This is a genomic window from Neorhizobium sp. P1_A6 (assembly GCF_056406795.1).
In genome coordinates this window covers 1-20,015 of sequence record NZ_JBFTZM010000021.1, presented here as the reverse complement: position 1 = coordinate 20,015, position 20,015 = coordinate 1, and the positions used below count along the sequence as shown (strand labels likewise).

Here is a 20,015-nt window from a genome sequence, read left to right as displayed (position 1 = left end):
GAATCTCTTGTTTGCATTTTGCGATCGCGGCTTTTCCCATAAAAGCGGGCGGAATCGTGGCCGGCAAGCTGGCACTGCCGCCCGGTATTCGTGGAACTGTCATCTTGTGGGAAACTGTTGCGCGGAAGTTGCAGCTTACCGAGTTCGAGCAGACTCAGACATGCGTACTGTCATCCTCGATTGTAATCGTGCCGTAGCGACGGTGCCAGGCGCGGGCGCTGAACGGCAGGACGAGGAGATAGGCAACGACGGTGGTCGACAGCACTTGCCAGGTATAGCTCATCAGCAGCGCTACATAGAGCACCACGGCGAGCATGATCGGCAGCATCAGGTCGCGGCGGATGCGGCTCGACTTGCCGGACCAGACCGGCAGGCGGGAGACGAGCAGGTAGCCGATCAGCACCGTATAGGCAACGCTTGCATAAACGAAGATCGGCGTCGCTTCGAGCCCGAGGAAGCCGAGATAGACCGGCAGCAATACCAGCATGGCGCCCATCGGCGCCGGCACGCCGACGAAGAATTCCGATTGCCAGTCCGCCTTGATGTTGCGGTCTTCCATGACGTTGAACCGGGCGAGGCGCAGGCCGGCGGCGATCGCGTAGAGCAGGGCGGCGATCCAGCCGATCGAATGCGCCTGGTCGAGCAGGAAGGCGTAGGAGACCAGCGCCGGCGCGACGCCGAAATTGATGATGTCGGCAAGCGAATCCATCTGCACGCCGAATTTCGACGTGGCTTTCAGGAGCCGTGCCACGCGCCCGTCGATGCCATCCAGGAAGGCGGCCAGCAGCACCATGGCGACCGCCAGCTCGTAGCGCCCCTCGAAGGCGAGCCTGATGCCCGTCAGGCCGGCGCAGATGGCAAGCACCGTGATCAGGTTCGGCACCAGCAGCCGGAGCGGAATTTCGCGCAGGCGCGGCCCGCGGGCCTCTTCGTTCGGGCTGTTGTGTTCCGCGTGCGAATGAGGGGGCGAGGGCGGCGAGGCGGGCGTCTCCATCAGGCTCTAGYTCCCTTTACGTGCGGCGGCTGATGATCGGGCCCTTGGCGGAGCCGAATTCCGCAAGCACGGTTTCGCCGCCGATGGCGCGCTGGCCGACCGACACGCGCGGCTGGCCGCCGGCCGGCACGAACACGTCGAGCCGCGAGCCGAAGCGGATCAGGCCGAACCGTTCGCCGGCATTGACCGGTTCGGTCGGCTTCACCCAGCAGACGATACGCCGTGCCACCAGGCCGGCGATCTGCACCACGCCGACCTTGCCGTGGCGGGTGTCGATCACCAGGCCGTTACGCTCGTTGTCGTCGCTCGCCTTGTCCAGTTCGGCATTGACGAACTGGCCGGGGCGATACTCGATGCGGGACACCTGGCCGCGCACCGGCGAGCGGTTGATATGGCAGTCGAAGACGTTCATGAACACCGAGATGCGCAGCATCGGCTCGGAACCGAGCTGCAGCTCGGTGGGTGGCACCACCATGGCGACATGGCTGACGCGTCCGTCGGCGGGGCTGAGGATCAGGTCGTCATCCTGGGGCACGGCCCGTTCCGGATCGCGGAAGAAATAGGCGCACCACAAAGTCAGCACCAGGCCGACCCAGAACAGCGGCTCGGCGATATAACCGAGGATCAGCGAGGCGATGAAGAAGGCGGCGACGAAGATGTAACCTTCCTTATGGATCGGCACGAGCGTGTTGCGGATGGTGTCGAAGAGGTTGATCAACGTTTTCTCCCGTATGGTCAGGGTCACCTGACTACAGCGAAACCGTTTTTGCGGCAATGCGGTTCCGTATCGCCGAAACCGCAGCGCGGATATGCTGGCAAAAAATGCCGGTCCTCATTTCCGCCCGGCCTGCAGATGCAATGCGTATTCGCTCGGCGGACAGCCGACCCTGTTGCTGAAGGCAGTGCTGAAGGCGCTTGCCGACTTGTAGCCCACCGTTTCGGCGATCTCCTCCAGCGTGCCGCGGCCACGCAGCAGTACGTCCTTCGCCAGAGCCATTCGCCAGCCGAGCAGATATTCGACCGGGGCGACGCCGACGGTCTCGGAAAAACGGCGGGCGAAGACCGAGCGCGACATGCCGACCCGTCTTGCCAGCTCGCCGACGGTCCAGCCGCGGGCGACATCGGCATGGATATGGCCGAGCGCCTGGGCGAGCTGCGGATCGGCAAGCCCTCCCAGCAGGCCCGCATTGGGCGCCCAGGCCGCCTCGCGGCGCAGGGTCTCGATGAGCATGACTTCGATCAGGCGGCAGAGGACGGCGTCGCGCCCGGGCCGTGTGTCGCCGGCTTCCTCCAGGATCATCGAGACCAGCGCCCGCAATCGGGCACCAGTCTGCTCCGTGGCCTGCACATGCACGAGACGCGGCAGAAGCCCGATCAGCAGGTCTGCATTGGCGGGATCACATTGGATGAGGCCGCCGAGGACACGCGTCGCTGGTCCCGATCCCTCTTCGCCAACACGGATCTCGCCGTCAACGGTGTGGCGGGCCTTGAAGGCATCGTCCGACAGCTCGGTTTGCGCGTTGATATCGCTGAGGAACGAATCCGAAAGCGGTCTAGCCGAGAGAATATAATCTCCGTCCTGCAGCTCGACGGGGGCGTCGTCATGGGTCCTGAACCAGCACCGGCCTTCCGTGATGAAGTAGAAGGTCGGCCCCGACTGTTCCGGCACGCGAACGCCCCACCTCCCTCTGGCCGACATGCTGCCGAGCAGAAGGGTGGACGGGCGAAGCAGCTTGATGACGTCGGCAAGGGCATCCATCGGGACGATCCGTAATAATTGTCGGAGTTTCCATTATAGAATGTCCCGATCGACTGGTCTAGTGAAGGCGCATCAACACATTGGAGCCAGATCATGACCAAGACCATTCTCATTACCGGCTGCTCGTCGGGCCTCGGAAAGATGACCGCCAGCCATTTCGCGGGAAAGGGCTGGAACGTCATCGCGACGATGCGCAGGCCGGACCCGGATCTTGCCAATCAGTATCCCGACCGCATTCTGGTCGCAGCCCTCGACGTCGCCGATCCGGCAAGCATAGAGGCCGCAATCCAGGCCGGCGTAGAGCGCTTCGGCGGCCTCGACGCGGTCGTCAACAATGCCGGCATCACCATGGTCTCGATCTTCGAGGCGACGCCGGCGGAGGCGATCCGCCAGATCTTCGAGACCAATGTCTTCGGCATGATGAACGTTATCCAGGCGGCGTTGCCGCATCTTCACCGGCGAAACGGCGGCACTATCGTCAACGTCGGTTCGGGTGTCGGGATCGCAGCCATGCCACTGCTATCGCTCTACAGTGCCTCAAAGCAGGCCGTCGAAGGCCTTTCCGAGTCGCTCTCCTACGAACTGGCGTCGCAGAACATCAAGGTCCGGCTGATCCAGCCCGGCGCGATGCGCAGCACCAATTTCACGACGACGGGCATGGCCGCATCGCAGGCGGCTCCGCTGCCGGAAAGCTACAAACCCTATTTCGACCACATGCTGCAGTCGATGATCAACTACCCGTTCGCTTCGACGCAAGAGCAGTCGGTGGTCGAGGCGATCTATGCGGCGACCGTCGATGCGACGGACCGCCTTCGCTATCAGGTCGGCCCGGATGTGGAAGAATATGCCCGCCTGCGCTGGTCGACCTCGGAGGATGAATATCGTGCCGGGATGCACCGGTTGACCGGACACACCGCCTGGCTTGAAATGCCGAACTGATCGCTGAGGCTATAGCAGGCCAATCCCGCCCGGGCCGCCGTGCCTGCCGCATCACCGCCCCTCTGCCGGCTCCAGCGACATCCCCACAAGGGGGGCGCTGGAGCTTTCGGCAACCGCATTCTGCCAATGTAGACTATCTCACCGCCACCCCAGCCCCGGCGCCACATGCTTCAGAATGCTCTCCAGCACGTGCGCGTTGTACTCGACACCAAGCTGGTTCGGTACGGTGAGCAGCAGCGTATCGGCCTCGGCGATCGCCTCGTCGGCCTTCAGCTGGTCGATCAGCCTGTCGGGCTCGGCGGCATAGGAGCGGCCGAAGATCGCCTGGGTCTGCGGGTCGATATTGCCGATCTGGTCCTGGCTGTCGCCGCTGCCGCCGAAATAGGCGCGGTCCGTGTCGTTCATCAGCGCGAAGATGCTGCGGCTGACGGAGACGCGCGGTTCATGGGCATGGCCGGCTTCCTTCCAGGCCTGGCGGTAGATGCGGATCTGCTCGGCCTGCTGAATGTGGAACGGCTTGCCGCTCTCGTCGGTCTTCAAGGTGGAACTCTGCAGGTTCATGCCGAGCTTGGCGGCCCAGACGGCGGTCGCGTTGGAGCTCGAACCCCACCAGATGCGGTCGCGCAGGCCCGCCGAATGCGGCTCCAGGCGCAGCATGCCGGGCGGGTTGGGGAACATCGGCCGCGGATTGGGCTTGGCGAAACCTTCGCCGCGCAACACGTCGAAAAACACTTCCGCATGGCGCCGGCCGAGATCCGCATCGGTCTCGCCTTCCGCCGGCTGGTAGCCGAAATAGCGGAACCCGTCGATCACCTGTTCCGGCGAACCGCGGCTGATGCCGAGTTGCAGGCGCCCGCCGGAGATCAGGTCCGCGGCGCCCGCGTCCTCCACCATATAGAGCGGGTTTTCATACCGCATGTCGATGACGGCGGTGCCGATCTCGATGCGCTTGGTGCGTGCACCGACAGCAGCAAGCAGCGGGAAGGRCGATGCGAGCTGCCGCGCAAAATGGTGGACGCGGAAATAGGCGCCGTCGGCACCGAGCTCCTCGGCAGCCACCGCCAGTTCTATGGATTGCAGGAGGACATCGGATGCCGAGCGCGCCTGCGACTGCGGCGAGGGGGTCCAGTGCCCGAAGGAGAGAAAGCCGATCTTTTTCATTGCGTTACCACCGTGAATTTATTGTGTCTGAAGTTACACGTTAGATGGCATCCCGATCGCGGCATGAACAGTCACCGCCCTGTGAACAGTGCGTCCGCTTACCGCGCGGCCTGCGGATCGACCCAGCCCATCCAGGTAGTGAAGGCGAGCAGCGGCGAGCCGAAGAGGGCCAGAACCAGCATGTAGACGATCGCGACCGAGCCGAGGACGAGCATGCGGGGAGTGAGGTATCGTTTCATCGTTGAGATCTTCCTGCTTCGGAGCTCGTGCCCGCCACCGGCCTATTCCGCCGCCGGGACGCCGCGCAGCACGACGCCCAGGTCGTCGCTCTCGCGCACCTTGCGCAGCTGTTCTTCCGCCTGCACCGCTTCGCGCTGGCGGTTCCACATCGAGGCGTAGAGCCCGTTCTGTTCGAGCAGTGCGTTGTGCGTGCCCCGTTCGGCGATCCGGCCGTCGCGCAGCACGATGATCTCGTCGGCGCCGATGACGGTCGAAAGCCGGTGGGCGATCACCAGCGTCGTGCGGTTCTTGGAGACCACGTCGAGTGCCGACTGGATCTCGTGTTCGGTCGTGGTGTCGAGCGCGGAGGTCGCCTCGTCGAGGATCAGGATCGGCGGCGCCTTGAGGACGGTGCGGGCAATCGCCACGCGCTGCTTCTCGCCCCCGGACAGTTTCAGGCCCCGCTCGCCGACCTTGGTCTCGAAGCCGTCCGGCAGGGCGCTGATGAAATGGCCGATCTGCGCCACGTCGGCGGCGGCCAGCACTTCTTCCTCGCTGGCCGTTGGCCGGCCGTAGCGGATGTTGTAGGCGATCGTGTCGTTGAACAGGACGGTATCCTGCGGCACCATGCCGATTGCCGCGCGCAGCGAATGCTGCGTCAGCTCGCGCACGTCCTGCCCGTCGATGGTGATCGAGCCATCCTGGATGTCGTAGAACCGGTAGAGCAGGCGCGAAATGGTCGACTTGCCGGCACCGGATGGCCCGACGATCGCCACCGTCTTGCCGGCCGGCACGTCGAAGGAGACGCCCTTCAGGATCGGCCGGGCCGCATCATAGGAAAAATGCACGTCCTTGAAGGAGATCGCCCCCTGGGCGATGTCGAGCGGCTTGGCATCCGGCCGGTCGACGACCTCGGGCTGCACTTCGAGGAGCTCGAACATCTGCTCGATATCGGTCAGCCCCTGTCGGATTTCGCGGTAGACGAAACCGATGAAGTTGAGCGGCACGGAAAGCTGCAAGAGCAGCGCATTGACGAACACGAAGTCGCCGATCGTCTGTTCGCCGCGCTGCACGGCAAGCGCCGACATCACCATCATCACGGTCGTGCCGAGGCCGAAGATCACGCCCTGGCCGAAGTTCAGCCAGCCGAGCGAGGTCCACACGTCGGTCGCGGCCTTTTCATAACGCGYCATCGACGAATCGAACCGCTTGGCCTCCATCTCCTCGTTGCCGAAATATTTGACCGTCTCGAAATTGAGGAGCGAATCGATCGCCTTGGTATTGGCGTCGGTATCGCTGTCGTTCATCGAACGGCGGATGGCGATGCGCCAGTCGCTGGCCTTCACCGTGAACCAGATGTAGAGCGCCACCGTGATCGCCGTCACCGCGACATACCAGAAGCCGTAGCTGACCCAGAAGATCACGGCCGTCAGCAGGAATTCGAGCAGCGTCGGCACGGTGTTGAGAATGGTGAAGCGGACGATCGTTTCGATGCCCTTGGTGCCGCGCTCGATGATCCGTGACAGGCCGCCGGTCTTGCGCTCCAGATGGAAGCGCAGCGACAGCTGATGCATGTGCACGAAGGTGCGGTAGGCGAGCTGGCGCACCGCATATTGGCCCACAGAGGCAAACAGGGCGTCGCGCAGCTGGTTGAGGCCGACCTGCAGGATGCGGGTGAAATTGAGCGCGATGACCAGCACCACGGCGCCGAGCAGGAAGGCCGGCAGGATGCCTGCCATGTCCAGCTTGCCGTTCAGCGCATCGGTCGCCCATTTGAAGAAATAGGGCACTGTCAGCAGTACGAACTTGGCGAGGAACAGATAGAAGGTCGCCCAGATGACCCGGGCCTTCAGATCGGCGCGGCCCTCGGGCCACATATAGGGCCACAGGTTGACGAGCGTGCCGAGCGGATTGCTGGCATCCGCCGAAATGGTCTTCTTGGTATTCGCCATCGATGTCTCCGGAGCGGGCGCGGGTCAGCCGCATATGGAATTGCCTCTCGCTCCGACCTTCGGCAGGAGAAGCCGCTGGCCTCAAGCCGTCCCGCACCATCGCTGGGGGAAGCAGAAAGCCGGCAGCTTGCGTCCTTCTTCCCGTTCAAACGGCAGAGGGGTCCGCAGGACGCAGGCGGATGAGGGGCGTTCCCAAATACGACTGTCCCGATAACGGGCGCGTCAAAACGCCTCCCGCACATAAGGTCCGGCGGCGGATGTTGCAATGACGGTTTCGTGAAAGTTCTGAGGACGGCAGGGAGGCGGGGGCGGGATTTTCGCCCGCCCTCGGCCTGTCGTGTCACTTGGTGCTGGTAGAGGCGGCGGGCGTCGTCCCGGCCGCAGGCTTGGTCGGTGCCGGCGTCGGCCAGGAAATGTAATAGTAGGCCTCGCCGACCATGCCGAAATAGGAGCTGGCCCCGGTCGCCTTCTCGATATAGCTGCCGTCGGGGTTGCGCACGAACTTGCCGCCGTCGTCCCGCGTCAGGCGGTCCTTCAGGAACTGGGTCCAGTCGGATTTATCGACCGAGGTGACGCCGGTCGAGGTCTGCTTGCCGTCGGTCATGTCCCAGGCGGTGATCTGGTCGCCGGCGACCGCGTCGGTCATCTTCAGCGTGCCGGCGTAGAGCGCCTTCTGCATCGTCTCGGCCATCGCCTTGCTGTCGGGGCTCGCCTTCAGCGCGTCCAACTTCTCCTGCAGCGCCTTCATGAATGCCTTGCTGGACATGTCGCCGACCGAACCGTCGCCGGCCGTCTCGTCCGGGGAGGTGCCGTTCATTGTCCGCTGCAGCGAAGCGATCAGCGCCGCGATCTTGTCGTCCTCATAGTCGTCACCACCGTTGCTGCCGGGAAACAGCATGTCGGCGAGCGACGAAGAGGACGAGCCGGACGTCGAGCTGCCGGGTGTCCTGTTGTCGGAGACATCCTTGAATGCGTTGAGAGCTGCCTGAGAAGACCAAATCCGAATGGAATTAATGCTGGAAACCATTTTATTCTCCTGTCCGCGCGGCATGGATCAGAGCCGGAGATAATATGCGAGCACGCCGCCTGACCACCGCGCTATTCCTCCTAACCTGCGCGAGGCTGGCCGAACCGGAGCCGGCGGGCGCTTGGCTCTCGAAACGAGCGTTTCCGGACGATGCCGGGTATATGGCGGTGACTAGGCGGCATCGCGAGGGGCGGGAGAAGGCGGCTGGCAGCGCGACTCAGCATGCCTGGCATGGCAGGCGGTGCCTGCGGCCCAGACGGCGGCGATTTCGAACCGCAAGCACCTTTGGCCGCGCCGGACGTCTTGTCCGGCGCGGTTTTGGTTTGGGAATGGGGCAGGCGGGCTATTTCAGGATATTGCGTATTCAGGCTTTCCGCCTGCCCCGACCGTTTCCTGCAGCTTTCCGGGAGTTGTCAGTTCCCGTTCCACCACGTTCGACAGCCATCACCGGAAACCGGGGTTCGAAAACCCTTGAGGAGGATGCCGGTTCGCGAACCCGATTTCCCATCCGATGACGGGGGTGATTATGGCGCGGGTTCGGGAGGCGGGGATGGACGGGGACGTGAACATGGGTAAGGGGCTGATGGGGTTGGGTGTGTTTTTCATCGAAGGGCAAAATCGTCCCCGATCAAAGATCCCTTCCCGCCCCTACGACCGGCGGTGCATCATTCGCTGGCGGTGGAGTTCTTCCGCGTCCGGCCGAGCCTCGTCCGGCACGCCAAAGATCTGACCGGGCTGGATGACGTCGGGGTTGCGGATCTGGGCCTCGTTGGCGAGGTAGATCGTCGTATAGCGCACGCCCTGGCCATAGACGCGGCGGGAGATCTGCCAGAGGGTATCGCCGCGGCGGATGATGACCGAGCTGCGTTCGCTCTGCGTCAGCGCCTCCTGCTGGATGGTGCGGGCGCCGCTGGCATCGGTTGCGGTCATCGGGGCGGCGGTGGCCACTTCGACGCCGTGCAGTTCGCGGGAAAGGATCGGGCCGACGGCGCGGGCGATCATGTCGCCGATCCGCTTCAGGCCGGCACCGACGCCTGCGACATCCTTGGGAAGCGCGTCGAGGGCAGCAACCGCTGCCGCAGCATTCTGGGCTGTGGTTTCGGCAAGCACGCGGGCGGAGGCCGCAGCGTCGGCCTGCAGCCGGTATTCGGAAAGCGACTTCAGCGCGATCGAGGTGGCGGATCGGGCGGCGACCATCTGTTCCGCCGAAGGAACGCGACCGTTGTCGTAGAGCGCGCGCAGAAGGTTGAAGGCGCGTACGGTTTCGTTGCGCAGCTTGTCGAAGGCGCCGCTGTCGGCCGCCGACATGCCGTTATTGGGGGCCTGCGGCGCCGCTACGGCGGCAACCTGATCGCCGGCGGGGCGGTTGAAGGGCACTTCGACCCGCACCAGAACCTGGCCGCCGGCTCCGAGCGCTTCGACGCCAATCCGGTGGTCGCCGACCGCAAGGTCGATCGCCCCTTCGATGACGAAACTGCCGTCCTGGCCTGCCTGGGCGGTGCCGATCGGCCGACCGTCGGCCTGGCCGCGCACAGAGGTGCCGGCCTTCGCGCTGCCGGCGACGAAGATCTTGTTGCCCTCGATCTCGACGGCGGTGACGCGCAGTTCAGGCGCCGTCGCTCCCGAGGAGGCGGGCGCCGAGACCGGGATGTTCGGTGCGGAAGACGCGAGAGTGGATGAGCCGGAGGGCGGTGCCGGCAGCGTCGCAACCGAGGTGGACGGCGCGGACGAGGGTGCGGCAGGCGCTGGAGCGGGGCCGGCGGGAGCCGGGTTGGTCGCGGCCGAAGTCGCGCCCTGGGGAGCCGGAACGGCCGGCTGCGCCCCAGCCATGGAAGGGAGACCTGCGGCGTCCGGGGTCGGTGTGGCGATCAGGCGGCTTGCCTTGCCGGGTTTGGTGACCATGGCAAGCAGTTTGCCGTTCTTGTCGGCAGGCACGGAAACCGTCGCTGTTTCTTCCGAAACGGTGGCCTTGCCGTCCTTGCCGGTGGCCTTCAGCACCAGCTGGTGGTCGCCGGGCGGCAGCGGCTTGTCGAGGATGGCGGCAAAATCGCCGCTCGGGCCGACATCGACCTTGGCGACGACCGTGGCGCCATCGGTAACTTCGAGCTTGGAATGGGGTGCGGCGCGGCCGGCGATCACTGTCGAACCGTCCGGCTCGACCCGCAGCACGTCGAAGGAGGGCGGCGCCATCGCCGCGGCAGCCTGAGTGGGGGGCGTCTGGTTTGAGGTCGTTTGGGAACCCGCTGCGGGCGGGGCCGTCTGCGGCGCTGCAGCCGGGTCTGCCTGCTTTGCGGCATCAGGCGCCTTGGCTGTCTGCTGTGGTTCCGTCACCGCGTCCTTGACGGCATTGCCTGCGGCATTGATCGCGTCGCCGATCGGCTTTGAATCCTTGTTTATCGCAGGCATCACGAAGAACACCATCAGCAGCGATGCGATAGCCAATACGATCAGAGCCAGCCAGCCGGCGCGGTTTTTCATCATCAATGCCTCTCCCGACAGCTATAGCCATCGCATATTCGGATTAACCTTTTCCTCCCGCATTCACAAGCTTTTCACACGATAAACCCTTGCTCTTCCGGGCATTTCCCGTCAATTTTGACGACCGGGGCTCGCTTTGGCCCTCCACTTGAAATGCCTTATGGAGAAAACTGTGCCGATTCGATCCATCTGCGTTTACTGCGGTTCGCAGCCGGGACGCGATCCCGCCTATATCGAGGCCGGCCGTGCGCTCGGAAAATCCATCGCCGCCCATGGGCTTCGGCTTGTTTATGGCGGAGGCACCAAGGGTATCATGGGTGCGGTCGCGGCCGGCGTTCTGTCGAACGGCGGTCAGGTCACCGGCATCATTCCCGAATTCCTGGTCGACATGGAGGCCACGCGCCATTCGCTCGGCCAGCTCGACGAGCTGATTGTGACGGAGGACATGCACGCGCGCAAGCACAAGATGTTCGAGCGCGCTGACGCTTTCGTGACCCTGCCGGGCGGCATAGGCACGCTGGAGGAGATTGTCGAGATCATGACGTGGGCGCAGCTCGGACGGCATCAGAAACCGATGGCATTTGCCAATATCGGCGGTTTCTGGGATCCGATGCTCGACCTCATCACCCACATGCGCGAACAGGGTTTCATCCACCGCGCGCATCTGGTCCAGCCGCTTGTCATCGCCAATGTCGAGGAGATCGTTCCGGCGATCCTCGAACAGGGCGAGGACCGCCCGCCGTCCGGCGGCGAGGAGGCTGTCATTTCAAGGCTTTGAGCGCCTGTGCTTAAGCTCTAGTCGACGATGAAGAGTTTTGCACCGACCGCTGTCGAGGAGCGGTGGGGCTCGGCATCGTCAGCCACCTGGTAACTCATGCCGGGCTTCAGCACGAAGACCCGGCCGTCGGCGAGTTCGGTCGTCAGCGCGCCTTCGAGGCAGAGCAGGACATGGCCTTTGACGCACCAGTGGTCGGCGAGATAGCCCGGGGTATATTCCACCATCCGCACCCGGATCTTCCCAAAATGGCATGTCTGCCAGGTCGCGAGCCCGGTGTCGCCCTTGTGTTCGGTCTTGGGCACCGTGCTCCAGTCGGTCGTGCCGAACGGAATGTCGCTGATCTGCATTCTTATGCTCCGGAAAGGGATTATCGGCCGCGCGTCTGTTTCAGCATCGACCAGGTGTAGACGGCGAGCGCTACCCAGATCAGCGCAAAGGCCCCGAGCTTCACGAGGCTGAGCGGCTCGTGGAAAACGAAAACCGCGATCAGGAAGATCATCGTCGGGGCGATGTATTGCATGATGCCGATGGTCGAGAGCTTCAGGAGTTTCGCGCCATTGGCATAGATCATCAGCGGGGCGGCGGTGATGATGCCGGCGGCCATTAGGATGAACGTGTCCCATCCGGTCGAATTGAGGAGATGGCCCTGTCCGGTCGATTCCAGCCAGATCACATAGGGCAGGCAGGGAATGCTGATCAGCAGCACTTCCAAGAAGAAACCCTGGTTCGGACCGATCGGCAGGGTTTTCCGGAACAGCGCATAGAACCCCCAGGTGACGGTGAGCGCCAGCGATACCCAGGGCAATCCGCCCGCGTCATAGGTGAGGATTGCCACCGCCACCACCACGAGGCCGATCGCGGCAAGCTGAACCGGCGCCAGCCTTTCCTTGAGCAGGACGGCTGCGAGAAAGATGCTGAACAGCGGATTGATGAAATAACCGAGCGCCGCATCGAGCGCCCGGCCGGCGGCGACCGCCCACACATAGATGCCCCAGTTCGCCATGATGATCAGGGCGGTCAGGCATGCCATGGCCAGCATGCGCGGGTTCTGCACCGCCACCTTGAGATCGCCGGTGCGACGCAGGATGAGGAGAACGATTCCGGCAACCGGCACCGACCAGATGGCCCGGTGCGCCAGCACTTCGAGCGAAGGAATATGGGCAACAGCCTTTAGATAGAACGGCAGAAAGCCCCAAAGGAAATAGGCCGTCAGCCCGAAGGCGAAACCGCGTGGGGTATCCTCGTTCTTCGCTATTGTCGCCGGGGCGATGTCGGTGGTCATGCGGGTGTTTCCGGTATGTTTGTTCTGGTTATCCCCCGTTTAAACGAATAGGTTGAGCCGGACCAATTCATTTCATTGAAGAACCTATCGTTTGTCGCGATTCTGTCGGCTTGGCTTGCGATAGTGATCGCTTGTCAGAACGGAGGAATTGGATGGATTTCGAAAACCCGCCGCTGCACCGGCAGATCTACGCCCGTCAGATCCTGGCGAAGGCCGGCGTGAGTGCAGACGCGCGGCTCCTCGCCGCCTTCGCCAAGGTGCCGCGCGAACAATTCGTCGGCCCGCCGCCCTGGGTCTATAACGACTTTCGCAACTACCGCGAGCTCGCCTCCACCGATCCGTTGGTTCTCTACCAGGATCTGCTGGTCGGCCTGGACACGGCGCGCGGCGTCAACAACGGCATGCCGTCGCTGCATGCCGGGGCCCTTCACGCGCTCGGCATCCGCGACGGCGAGACCGTCGCTCATCTCGGCGCCGGGACCGGATATTACACGGCGATCATTGCCGAGCTGGTGGGGCCGTCGGGCCGGGTGGTCGCCGTCGAATACGACGAAGCCCTCGCGGACAAGGCGCGGCAGAACCTGGCGGGTTACGCAAATATCGAACTCGTCCGCGGCGATGCGACAGAATGGCCGAAGGAGGATGCGGAAGTGATCTACGCCAATTTCGCGCTCGACCACCCGCCGGCCGCCTGGATCGATAATCTGGCGGTCTCGGGGCGCACGCTCTTCCCGCTCGGCTTCCCGGCAATCGACAACGGCCGGCGGAGCGGCTTTACCGGCCGCGCGGGTTTTCTGTTGATCGACCACCGCGCAAAAGGTTTCGGAGCCAGATTCCTGCAGCCGGTTTCCTTCGTCTGGGCCGAGGGCCAGCAACCGGTGCCGCCGGGCCGCCACCAGGGACTGGCCGAAGCCTTCCGTTCCCGCCGGGGCTATCAGGTGCGCAGCCTGCGCTGGCGGGAGCCGCCCCGGGAGGGCGAGTGGTATGGCGAGGAGGATTGGGGGCTGAGTTTCGAGGAGGTGTGAGGGCGTCAGCCGCGCCAAAGTTCTTGGTCCTAGGGTGCCCGAAACGAACATAGCAATGGATTGAAAATCTCCGGCTCAGGGACTTGATCATTTTAGGTCAACTGTCCTACAAGAGGATTAGGACAATTGCCCTAATCCGTGAAGCCATCGCTTTGCACCCGGGCAACAGCAAACAGGATTGCCACGTTGAAGGGCATGGACACACGCAATCAGATCGTAGACGCCGCTGATCGGCTCTTCTACGAGCGCGGGTACGACGTAACGTCGTTTGCCGATATCGCCGAATGCGTGGGCCTGTCGCGCGGCAATTTTTACTACCACTTCAAGACGAAGGACGAAATTCTCAACGCGGTGATCGCCCTTCGTATCGCCAACACGCAGAGAATGCTGGAGGCATGGGAGGCTGAAGGCGGGACAGCTGCCGACAGAATCCGAAGCTTTATCAATATCCTCATCGTCAACCGAACGAAGATCATGGCGTATGGCTGCCCGGTCGGATCGCTCTGCAACGAACTCGCCAAGCTCGATCATGTCGCCAAAACCGACGCCGCCGCACTTTTCACCCTGTTCCGCGAGTGGCTCGCTCGCCAGTTCTGCGCTCTGGGTCGGGAAACCGATGCCGACGCGCTCTCCCTACATCTCCTGATGCGAAGCCAAGGTGTATCGGCGCTCGCTACGGCGTTCCGCGACGAAACCTTCATCCGCCGCGAAGTGGACGCCATGCAGACGTGGTTGGAGGCGCATATCTCGGAGCGGCCAGTCGCTCCTCAATCCGTTTGATCGCTAACCGTCTGAAGGAAAACCGGCATGTTCATCGTCACCCTCAAGTTCGCCGACAAAGCAAGGGCCCCGCAATTCATGGAAGGACACAACGCCTGGATCAGGAAGGGCTTCGATGACGGTGTTTTTCTGCTGGTCGGCAGCCTACAGCCGAATGCAGGCGGATCCGTGTTGGTCCACAATACCACAAGGGCCGACCTCGAAATGCGTGTGACGGACGATCCTTTCGTTGCCGAAGGCGTTGTCAGCGCTGACATTCAGGAAATCGTACCTGGCCGTGTGGATGACCGGCTTGCGTTCCTGAAGGCCTAGACACCAGGGGCGCCATCATCTCGTATGCGCGTCGATTGTCTCCAAGCCGAATCTCTGGTCAATCACGCGAAACGAATGTCGGCGGAGGCGAACGTCATGGCGGAGCAGGATCCCATCGAGGTTTCCGAACAGCGGATCGGACGCGCGGAGGCGCTTGGCTTTACGGCCGCCGGAGGTCCGGTGATCCTGAACGGCTGCATTCTGGAGGAAGCGGACCTGTCGGGCCTGGATCTCCAGCGCTGGGAATTCAGAAACTGCAGGATGACCACCGTCAATCTGCGGGCCGCTGACCTCGAAGGGGCAAAATTCGAGGGATGCCGGGGACCGTTCGCCAATTTTTCAGGCGCGAACCTCGCGGAGGTGGAATTCCGGAATTGCGACTTCAACAACGCCGCTTTTTTGGAAGCCAAAATGAACGACACCCGGTTCGTCGGCTGCAAGCTGACCGGTGCCAACCTGACGCGGATCGCCTCGCTCGGCCTGTCGTTCAAGGAAACCATCCTGGCGCAGGCAAGGCTCCCCGCACTGTCGTTCCGGAAGTCCCGGATAGAGCGGGTCGATTTCGGCATGGCCGATCTGTCGAAATGCGATTTTCGCGACGTCGTGTTCGACGGCTGCAGCCTGCGTGACACGGGGCTCGTCGATGCCAGGTTCGAAGGGGCCGATCTGCGCGGCGCGGACCTCGGCGGCCTGAAGCTGATCGACGCCAGGAAGTTCAAGGGAGCGACGATCTCGCGGCAGCAGGCCGGAGATATCCTGGCGGAACTGGGACTGAAGGTTCAATAGCCGGGTGCGGCATCCTCAGTCTCCGGTTCTTCCAGTCGTCTTGCAGGCGAGAAGGACTAGACGGCTACGCGCCGTGCTTCCTTGTCGGCCGACTTCCGGTCTGCGCCGTGCTTTTCGATGATCGCCTTCGCATCTTCAACCGAAATGCGATGTTTCTTGGCGAAGGGGATAGGCTGGTAAGGCTGGTCCGCGGTGTTTGCTTTTTTATCAGACATGAACGTCTCCGATCTCGATGCTCCGGCAGGATGCCGAAGCCTCTTTGGATTAATGAAACGGTGAGGGGGTTGGTTGCCAGGCGCTGCTGCGTCATGACCGCGAGCGGCTACCTCAATGTGCCGTCTATATGGTACGAAAGCCCCTGAAATACAATGGCCCGGATCGGGTCACAGGATTCGGGGCCGCCTGCCAACTCCTGCAGGGACGGTATTCCCGCGCGAAACCTTCAGTATTTCTTCTTGCGGACGATCTTGTTGCCCTTCGGCCCGCTCAGCACGGGCGTTCTGTCGCGGTTTTCCGCAAGCAGGCTGCGCCAGCGTTCCAGGCGATCGGCGGAAAGTTCGCCTTTGGCAACGGCCGCCTGCACGGCGCAGCCCGGTTCGTGGGCGTGGGTGCAATCGCGAAACCGGCAATTCGGCGCCAGATCGGTGATTTCGGCAAACAGCGTATCGATGCCGTCGGTAACGTCGCTGACATAGAGCGTCCGAATACCCGGCGTATCGATCACCCAGCCGCCGCCGGCAATCGCATGCAGCGATCGTGCCGTCGTGGTGTGACGACCCTTTGCATCACGTTCGCGAATGCTTCCGGTCTTCTGCATCGTGTCGGACGCATGACCGGCGAGCGTGTTGACCAGCGTCGACTTTCCGACGCCGGAGGAGCCCACCAGCGCTACGGTCTGCCCTACGCCGCACCAGGGCTTCAGCAGGGCAACGGCATCCGCTGTGCGCGCATTCAAAACAACCACCGGCAGGTCGCGCTGCAGCGCCTTGGCCTGCTGCACGAACGGGCCTGCATCTTCGACGGTATCGGCCTTGGTCAGCACGATCACCGGATCGGTCCCGGCCTGGTTGGCCATGATCAGGTAGCGTTCCAGCCGTCCGGGGTTGAAATCGGCATTGCACGAGGTGACGATGAACAGCGTATCGACATTGGCTGCGGCAAGCTGCTGGCCGTGCCCGCCTTCCGCGCGCCGTTGAAACACGGTCTTTCGGTCGAGCCGGCGCACGAGCATGCCCGTCAGCGGGTCGGCAAGAACCCAGTCGCCGACCGCAAAATCCGCGGTATTGCTATTGGGCGGAAGTTCGATCCCGACCGGTCCGCTGACGTCGATTGCGTCGATGCGTGCCCGATGAACCGAGGCAATGCGCCGGACTAGGAGTTCGGTCTCGCCCGGCTCGACTTGAGCCGCAAAGAAATCGGACCAGCCGAGCAGTTCAAGCGATGAGGGTGGGTTGGAGCCGGTCAAGGTTCGGTACGAAAATTCGGGGACGCCGTCATGGGTAGGCTTTCCGCAGGTTGAGATCGTGTGCTTCTATGGAGGAGCCGCCCTGTCGCGACCGCTCGACTTGCTGCCGCTGGTTGACGGAGGATATTCATCCGCGCTCCAACGGTGTCGATAGTTCGTAACGCAATATAGCAATCATTGGACAGTGGAAATGGCACCGCTACGAAGAACGACCTTGGAACTCGACAGCGAAACCGTCGATCGGGTCGTCAAGAGCCTTGATCGCAGTTTTGCCGCCGGCAGTTTCAGCCGGCTCGATGGTGGCAGTACTGAGGTCTATCGGATCGACCTTGCTGGATCGGACCACGGCCCGCTCGTCCTGAAAATCTATCCGGATGAGCCCGAATGGCTGCCGTCGAAGGAGAGCCTCGTGGCAGGCTGGCTCGAAGGGCTGACGCCACCCGTCCCCAGGTGGCTGCGGGTCGACGACACGCGCACGCTCCTGCCTTTGCGCTACGCTCTGCTGACGTTTCTGCCCGGTCGTTCGCTGCGTCACTGGATGGCCGAGCCGGATATCGCCCCGGATATCGACAGCGCTTACCGGCAAATGGGGGAGCTGCTGAGGCGGGTCCACGCAGTGCCGATGCCCGCCTATGGCTACATTCGCGGCAACGGGGTCGACAAGCCGCGCTTGATGAATGCGGACTATATGACGGCGGCGTTCGAAGACGTGTTCCGACGTTTTCGCGATCTCGGCGGCGATGCGGAGCTCGGGCAAAACCTGCAGCGCCTCGCCGAAGGCAGTTTCGATCTCCTGGCGGAAAGCGGCGGTGCCGTGCTCTGCCACGACGATTTCCATCAGGGCAATGTGCTCGCGTTGCGCGACGGTGCCGGAGGTCTTCGGCTGAGCGGGCTCGTCGATTTCGGCAATGCGCGGGCAGGGGACAGGCTTTTCGATCTGGCCAAGGCCCTGTTCTGTTCCGCGCACGAAGACCCGCGCAGCCATCGGCCGATCCTCGAAGGTTATGGCAGGACCGATCATCCGAATATCGACCGGTCGCTGTGGCTCTACACCCTTTTCCATCGGACCAGCATGTGGTGCTGGCTGACCAAGCTCGGCGTCGATGCGACGGCCGAGACCGGCCCCGGCGGTCTTCTCCGGGACCTGGGCGAGATGGCCGGCCGAGGTTCTGCGGTGAGCTGAACGACGCCGGACCAGCGCGGCGCGGCGGAGTTCAGAACGGCGCCTGGTAGCGCCTGTCGGGAGATGGCGAGGCGGCATTAGCCTCGCTCTCCCAACCTCACTCCGCCGCGATCTTGCCTGCCAGCTGCCGGTTCTTCATCAGCTTGTAGATGACTGAATCCATCAGCGCCTGGAACGAGGCGTCGATGATGTTTTCCGAGACGCCGACCGTCCACCAGCGCACGCCGTCGCCGTCGGTGGATTCGATCAGCACCCGGGTGATCGCCTCGGTGCCGCCGTTGAGGATACGCACCTTGAAGTCCGCGAGCACCAGGTCATCGATCTCGTGCTGGTATTTGCCGAAATCCTTGCGCAGCGCCCGGTCGAGCGCGTTGACCGGGCCGTCGCCCTCGGCGACCGACATCAGCGTCTGGCCGTCGACGACGAGTTTCACCACCGCTTCGGAGACGATCTTGATCTTGCCATGCGAGTCGAACCGGCGCTCGACCATCACCCGAAAACCTTCGACCGAGAAGAATTCCGGAATGGTGCCGAGCGTGCGGCGGGCGAGCAGTTCGAAACTCGCATCGGCGCCCTCATAGGCATAACCGGTCGCCTCGCGTTCTTTGACGATCGAGATCAGTTGGTCGAGCTTCGGATCATCCTTGCCGACCTCGATGCCGCGGCGCTTCAGCGCGTTGATGAAGTTCGACTTGCCGCCCTGGTCGGAGACCATGACCTTGCGCAGGTTGCCGACGCTTTCCGGCGTCACGTGTTCGTAGGTGCGCGGATCTTTCAGCAGCGCCGAGGCATGGATGCCGGCCTTGGTGGCGAAGGCAGAAGCGCCGACATAGGGGGCCTGGTGGTTCGGTGAGCGGTTCAAGAGCTCGTCGAAGGCGTGGCTGAGGCGGGTGAGGCCGGTCAACCGCTCGGCATCGATCGCCGTCTCGAACCGTGTGGCGTAAGCGTCCTTCAGGGCAAGCGTCGCGATGATCGTCACGAGATTGGCATTGCCGCAGCGCTCGCCGATGCCGTTCAGCGTCCCCTGGATCTGCCGACAGCCCGCCTCGATCGCGGCGAGCGAATTGGCCACCGCCTGGCCGGTATCGTCATGGGCGTGGATGCCGAGCGAGGTGCCGGGAATGCCCGACGCGATCACCGCCTCGACGATGGCGCGGGTTTCGCCCGGCTGGGTGCCGCCATTGGTGTCGCAGAGCACCACCCAGCGCGCACCCGCTTCATAGGCCGTCCTGGCGCAGGCAAGCGCATATTCGGCATTGGCCTTGTAGCCGTCGAAGAAATGTTCGCAATCGACCAGGGCTTCCTTGGCAGCGCCGCGGGCGGCCTCGACGCTGTCGCGGATCGCTTCGAGGTTTTCCTCGTTCGAACAGCCGAGCGCCACGCGCACATGGTAATCCCAGCTTTTGGCAACGAAACAGGTGGCGTCGCTTTTCGCCTGCAGCAGCACGGCCAGCCCCGGATCGTTCGAGGCGGAGATGCCAGCCCGCTTGGTCATGCCGAAGGCGACGAATTTCGACTTCGCCGTGCGTTTCTCCGAGAAAAAAGCGGTATCGGTCGGGTTGGCGCCGGGATAACCGCCCTCGACATAATCGAGGCCGAACTCGTCCAGCAGGTTGGAAATGGCGATCTTGTCCTCGACGGAAAAATCGACGCCGGGGGTTTGTTGCCCGTCGCGCAGCGTGGTGTCGAAGAGATAGATGCGTTCACGTGTCATGGGTGCTCCTCCTGGAGCAAGATTATGCTGTTGGCGGCATCACCCCCCTCTGCCCTGCCGGGCATCTCCCCCTCAAGGGGGGAGATCGAAGGATGCACGGCCTTCCCCAAACAATGACCGCAAGAGATGGCCGCATTCGAGCCGGCTGCTGCAATCCTAAA

20 protein-coding genes are annotated in these 20,015 nt (G+C 63.2%); 7 read left to right on the top strand and 13 right to left on the bottom strand.

Features of this window, described 5'->3' with window-relative positions; translation table 11 throughout:
• Positions 1 to 154: 154 nt before the first annotated feature.
• The 3 genes from pssA to AC1D3C_RS26955 form a co-directional block, all read right to left on the bottom strand.
• On the bottom strand, positions 155 to 994 hold the full coding sequence (gene pssA, locus AC1D3C_RS26965) for a CDP-diacylglycerol--serine O-phosphatidyltransferase (RefSeq protein ID WP_038541566.1): 840 nt from the start codon (positions 992 to 994) through the stop codon (positions 155 to 157).
• Between the two features lie 16 nt (positions 995 to 1,010).
• Complete coding sequence (locus AC1D3C_RS26960; protein WP_038548987.1) at positions 1,011 to 1,709, bottom strand: phosphatidylserine decarboxylase; 699 nt, start codon at positions 1,707 to 1,709, stop codon at positions 1,011 to 1,013.
• A 117-nt stretch (positions 1,710 to 1,826) separates the two neighbouring features.
• Positions 1,827 to 2,753 (bottom strand): AraC family transcriptional regulator, encoded by a 927-nt coding sequence (locus tag AC1D3C_RS26955; protein WP_477485034.1) that lies wholly within the window; start codon positions 2,751 to 2,753, stop codon positions 1,827 to 1,829.
• 93 nt (positions 2,754 to 2,846) lie between these two features.
• On the opposite strand from AC1D3C_RS26955, the gene AC1D3C_RS26950 reads away from it, so the two are divergent.
• Positions 2,847 to 3,692 (top strand): SDR family oxidoreductase, encoded by an 846-nt coding sequence (locus tag AC1D3C_RS26950; protein WP_477485033.1) that lies wholly within the window; start codon positions 2,847 to 2,849, stop codon positions 3,690 to 3,692.
• 138 nt (positions 3,693 to 3,830) lie between these two features.
• Here AC1D3C_RS26950 and AC1D3C_RS26945 read toward each other — a convergent pair whose 3' ends face one another.
• The 5 genes from AC1D3C_RS26945 to AC1D3C_RS26925 all read right to left on the bottom strand — a co-directional run bounded on the left by AC1D3C_RS26945 (position 3,831) and on the right by AC1D3C_RS26925 (position 10,532).
• Positions 3,831 to 4,853, bottom strand: a complete 1,023-nt coding sequence (locus AC1D3C_RS26945) for an LLM class flavin-dependent oxidoreductase (protein WP_477485032.1) — start codon at positions 4,851 to 4,853, stop codon at positions 3,831 to 3,833.
• Between the two features lie 98 nt (positions 4,854 to 4,951).
• On the bottom strand, positions 4,952 to 5,092 hold the full coding sequence (locus AC1D3C_RS26940) for a hypothetical protein (protein WP_477485031.1): 141 nt from the start codon (positions 5,090 to 5,092) through the stop codon (positions 4,952 to 4,954).
• Positions 5,093 to 5,134: 42 nt separating this feature from the next.
• Complete coding sequence (locus tag AC1D3C_RS26935) at positions 5,135 to 7,024, bottom strand: ABCB family ABC transporter ATP-binding protein/permease (RefSeq protein WP_477485030.1); 1,890 nt, start codon at positions 7,022 to 7,024, stop codon at positions 5,135 to 5,137.
• Between the two features lie 340 nt (positions 7,025 to 7,364).
• The gene (locus tag AC1D3C_RS26930) at positions 7,365 to 8,051 is read right to left on the bottom strand and encodes a hypothetical protein (protein WP_477485029.1); all 687 of its coding nucleotides are present in this window, start codon (positions 8,049 to 8,051) and stop codon (positions 7,365 to 7,367) included.
• A 648-nt stretch (positions 8,052 to 8,699) separates the two neighbouring features.
• The gene (locus tag AC1D3C_RS26925) at positions 8,700 to 10,532 is read right to left on the bottom strand and encodes a LysM peptidoglycan-binding domain-containing protein (RefSeq protein ID WP_477485028.1); all 1,833 of its coding nucleotides are present in this window, start codon (positions 10,530 to 10,532) and stop codon (positions 8,700 to 8,702) included.
• A 157-nt stretch (positions 10,533 to 10,689) separates the two neighbouring features.
• Here AC1D3C_RS26925 and AC1D3C_RS26920 point away from each other — a divergent pair, with 157 nt between their 5' ends.
• Positions 10,690 to 11,307: an LOG family protein gene (locus AC1D3C_RS26920; protein WP_038541585.1), complete on the top strand. Its 618-nt coding sequence runs from the start codon at positions 10,690 to 10,692 to the stop codon at positions 11,305 to 11,307.
• 17 nt (positions 11,308 to 11,324) lie between these two features.
• Here the strand turns inward: AC1D3C_RS26920 and AC1D3C_RS26915 are convergent, their stop codons facing one another.
• Both AC1D3C_RS26915 and rarD read right to left on the bottom strand, forming a co-directional pair.
• Positions 11,325 to 11,654 carry a DHCW motif cupin fold protein gene (locus AC1D3C_RS26915; protein ID WP_038541588.1) on the bottom strand — a complete coding sequence of 110 codons (330 nt, stop codon included), beginning with the start codon at positions 11,652 to 11,654 and terminating at the stop codon, positions 11,325 to 11,327.
• A gap of 20 nt (positions 11,655 to 11,674) precedes the next feature.
• A complete protein-coding gene (rarD, locus tag AC1D3C_RS26910; protein ID WP_038585275.1) occupies positions 11,675 to 12,589 on the bottom strand; it encodes an EamA family transporter RarD in 915 nt (304 codons plus the stop codon).
• Between the two features lie 152 nt (positions 12,590 to 12,741).
• Between rarD and AC1D3C_RS26905 the strand changes: the two genes are divergently transcribed.
• From AC1D3C_RS26905 to AC1D3C_RS26890, 4 genes are all read left to right on the top strand, one after another.
• Positions 12,742 to 13,614 carry a protein-L-isoaspartate O-methyltransferase family protein gene (locus tag AC1D3C_RS26905; protein ID WP_477485027.1) on the top strand — a complete coding sequence of 291 codons (873 nt, stop codon included), beginning with the start codon at positions 12,742 to 12,744 and terminating at the stop codon, positions 13,612 to 13,614.
• 186 nt (positions 13,615 to 13,800) lie between these two features.
• On the top strand, positions 13,801 to 14,394 hold the full coding sequence (locus AC1D3C_RS26900; RefSeq protein ID WP_477485026.1) for a TetR/AcrR family transcriptional regulator: 594 nt from the start codon (positions 13,801 to 13,803) through the stop codon (positions 14,392 to 14,394).
• A gap of 27 nt (positions 14,395 to 14,421) precedes the next feature.
• Entirely contained in the window at positions 14,422 to 14,706 is a 285-nt protein-coding gene (locus AC1D3C_RS26895; RefSeq protein WP_038541598.1) for a YciI family protein, read from the top strand.
• Positions 14,707 to 14,802: 96 nt separating this feature from the next.
• Positions 14,803 to 15,492, top strand: a complete 690-nt coding sequence (locus AC1D3C_RS26890) for a pentapeptide repeat-containing protein (protein ID WP_477485025.1) — start codon at positions 14,803 to 14,805, stop codon at positions 15,490 to 15,492.
• 56 nt (positions 15,493 to 15,548) lie between these two features.
• On the opposite strand, the gene AC1D3C_RS26885 is transcribed toward AC1D3C_RS26890, so the two are convergent.
• Positions 15,549 to 15,707 carry a hypothetical protein gene (locus tag AC1D3C_RS26885; protein ID WP_172729950.1) on the bottom strand — a complete coding sequence of 53 codons (159 nt, stop codon included), beginning with the start codon at positions 15,705 to 15,707 and terminating at the stop codon, positions 15,549 to 15,551.
• A gap of 227 nt (positions 15,708 to 15,934) precedes the next feature.
• A complete protein-coding gene (gene rsgA / locus AC1D3C_RS26880; RefSeq protein ID WP_477485024.1) occupies positions 15,935 to 16,957 on the bottom strand; it encodes a ribosome small subunit-dependent GTPase A in 1,023 nt (340 codons plus the stop codon).
• 190 nt (positions 16,958 to 17,147) lie between these two features.
• On the opposite strand from rsgA, the gene AC1D3C_RS26875 reads away from it, so the two are divergent.
• Positions 17,148 to 18,140 carry a phosphotransferase family protein gene (locus tag AC1D3C_RS26875; protein WP_477485023.1) on the top strand — a complete coding sequence of 331 codons (993 nt, stop codon included), beginning with the start codon at positions 17,148 to 17,150 and terminating at the stop codon, positions 18,138 to 18,140.
• Between the two features lie 97 nt (positions 18,141 to 18,237).
• Here the strand turns inward: AC1D3C_RS26875 and cimA are convergent, their stop codons facing one another.
• Positions 18,238 to 19,854 (bottom strand): citramalate synthase, encoded by a 1,617-nt coding sequence (gene cimA / locus AC1D3C_RS26870; protein WP_477485022.1) that lies wholly within the window; start codon positions 19,852 to 19,854, stop codon positions 18,238 to 18,240.
• Positions 19,855 to 20,015: the final 161 nt, after the last annotated feature.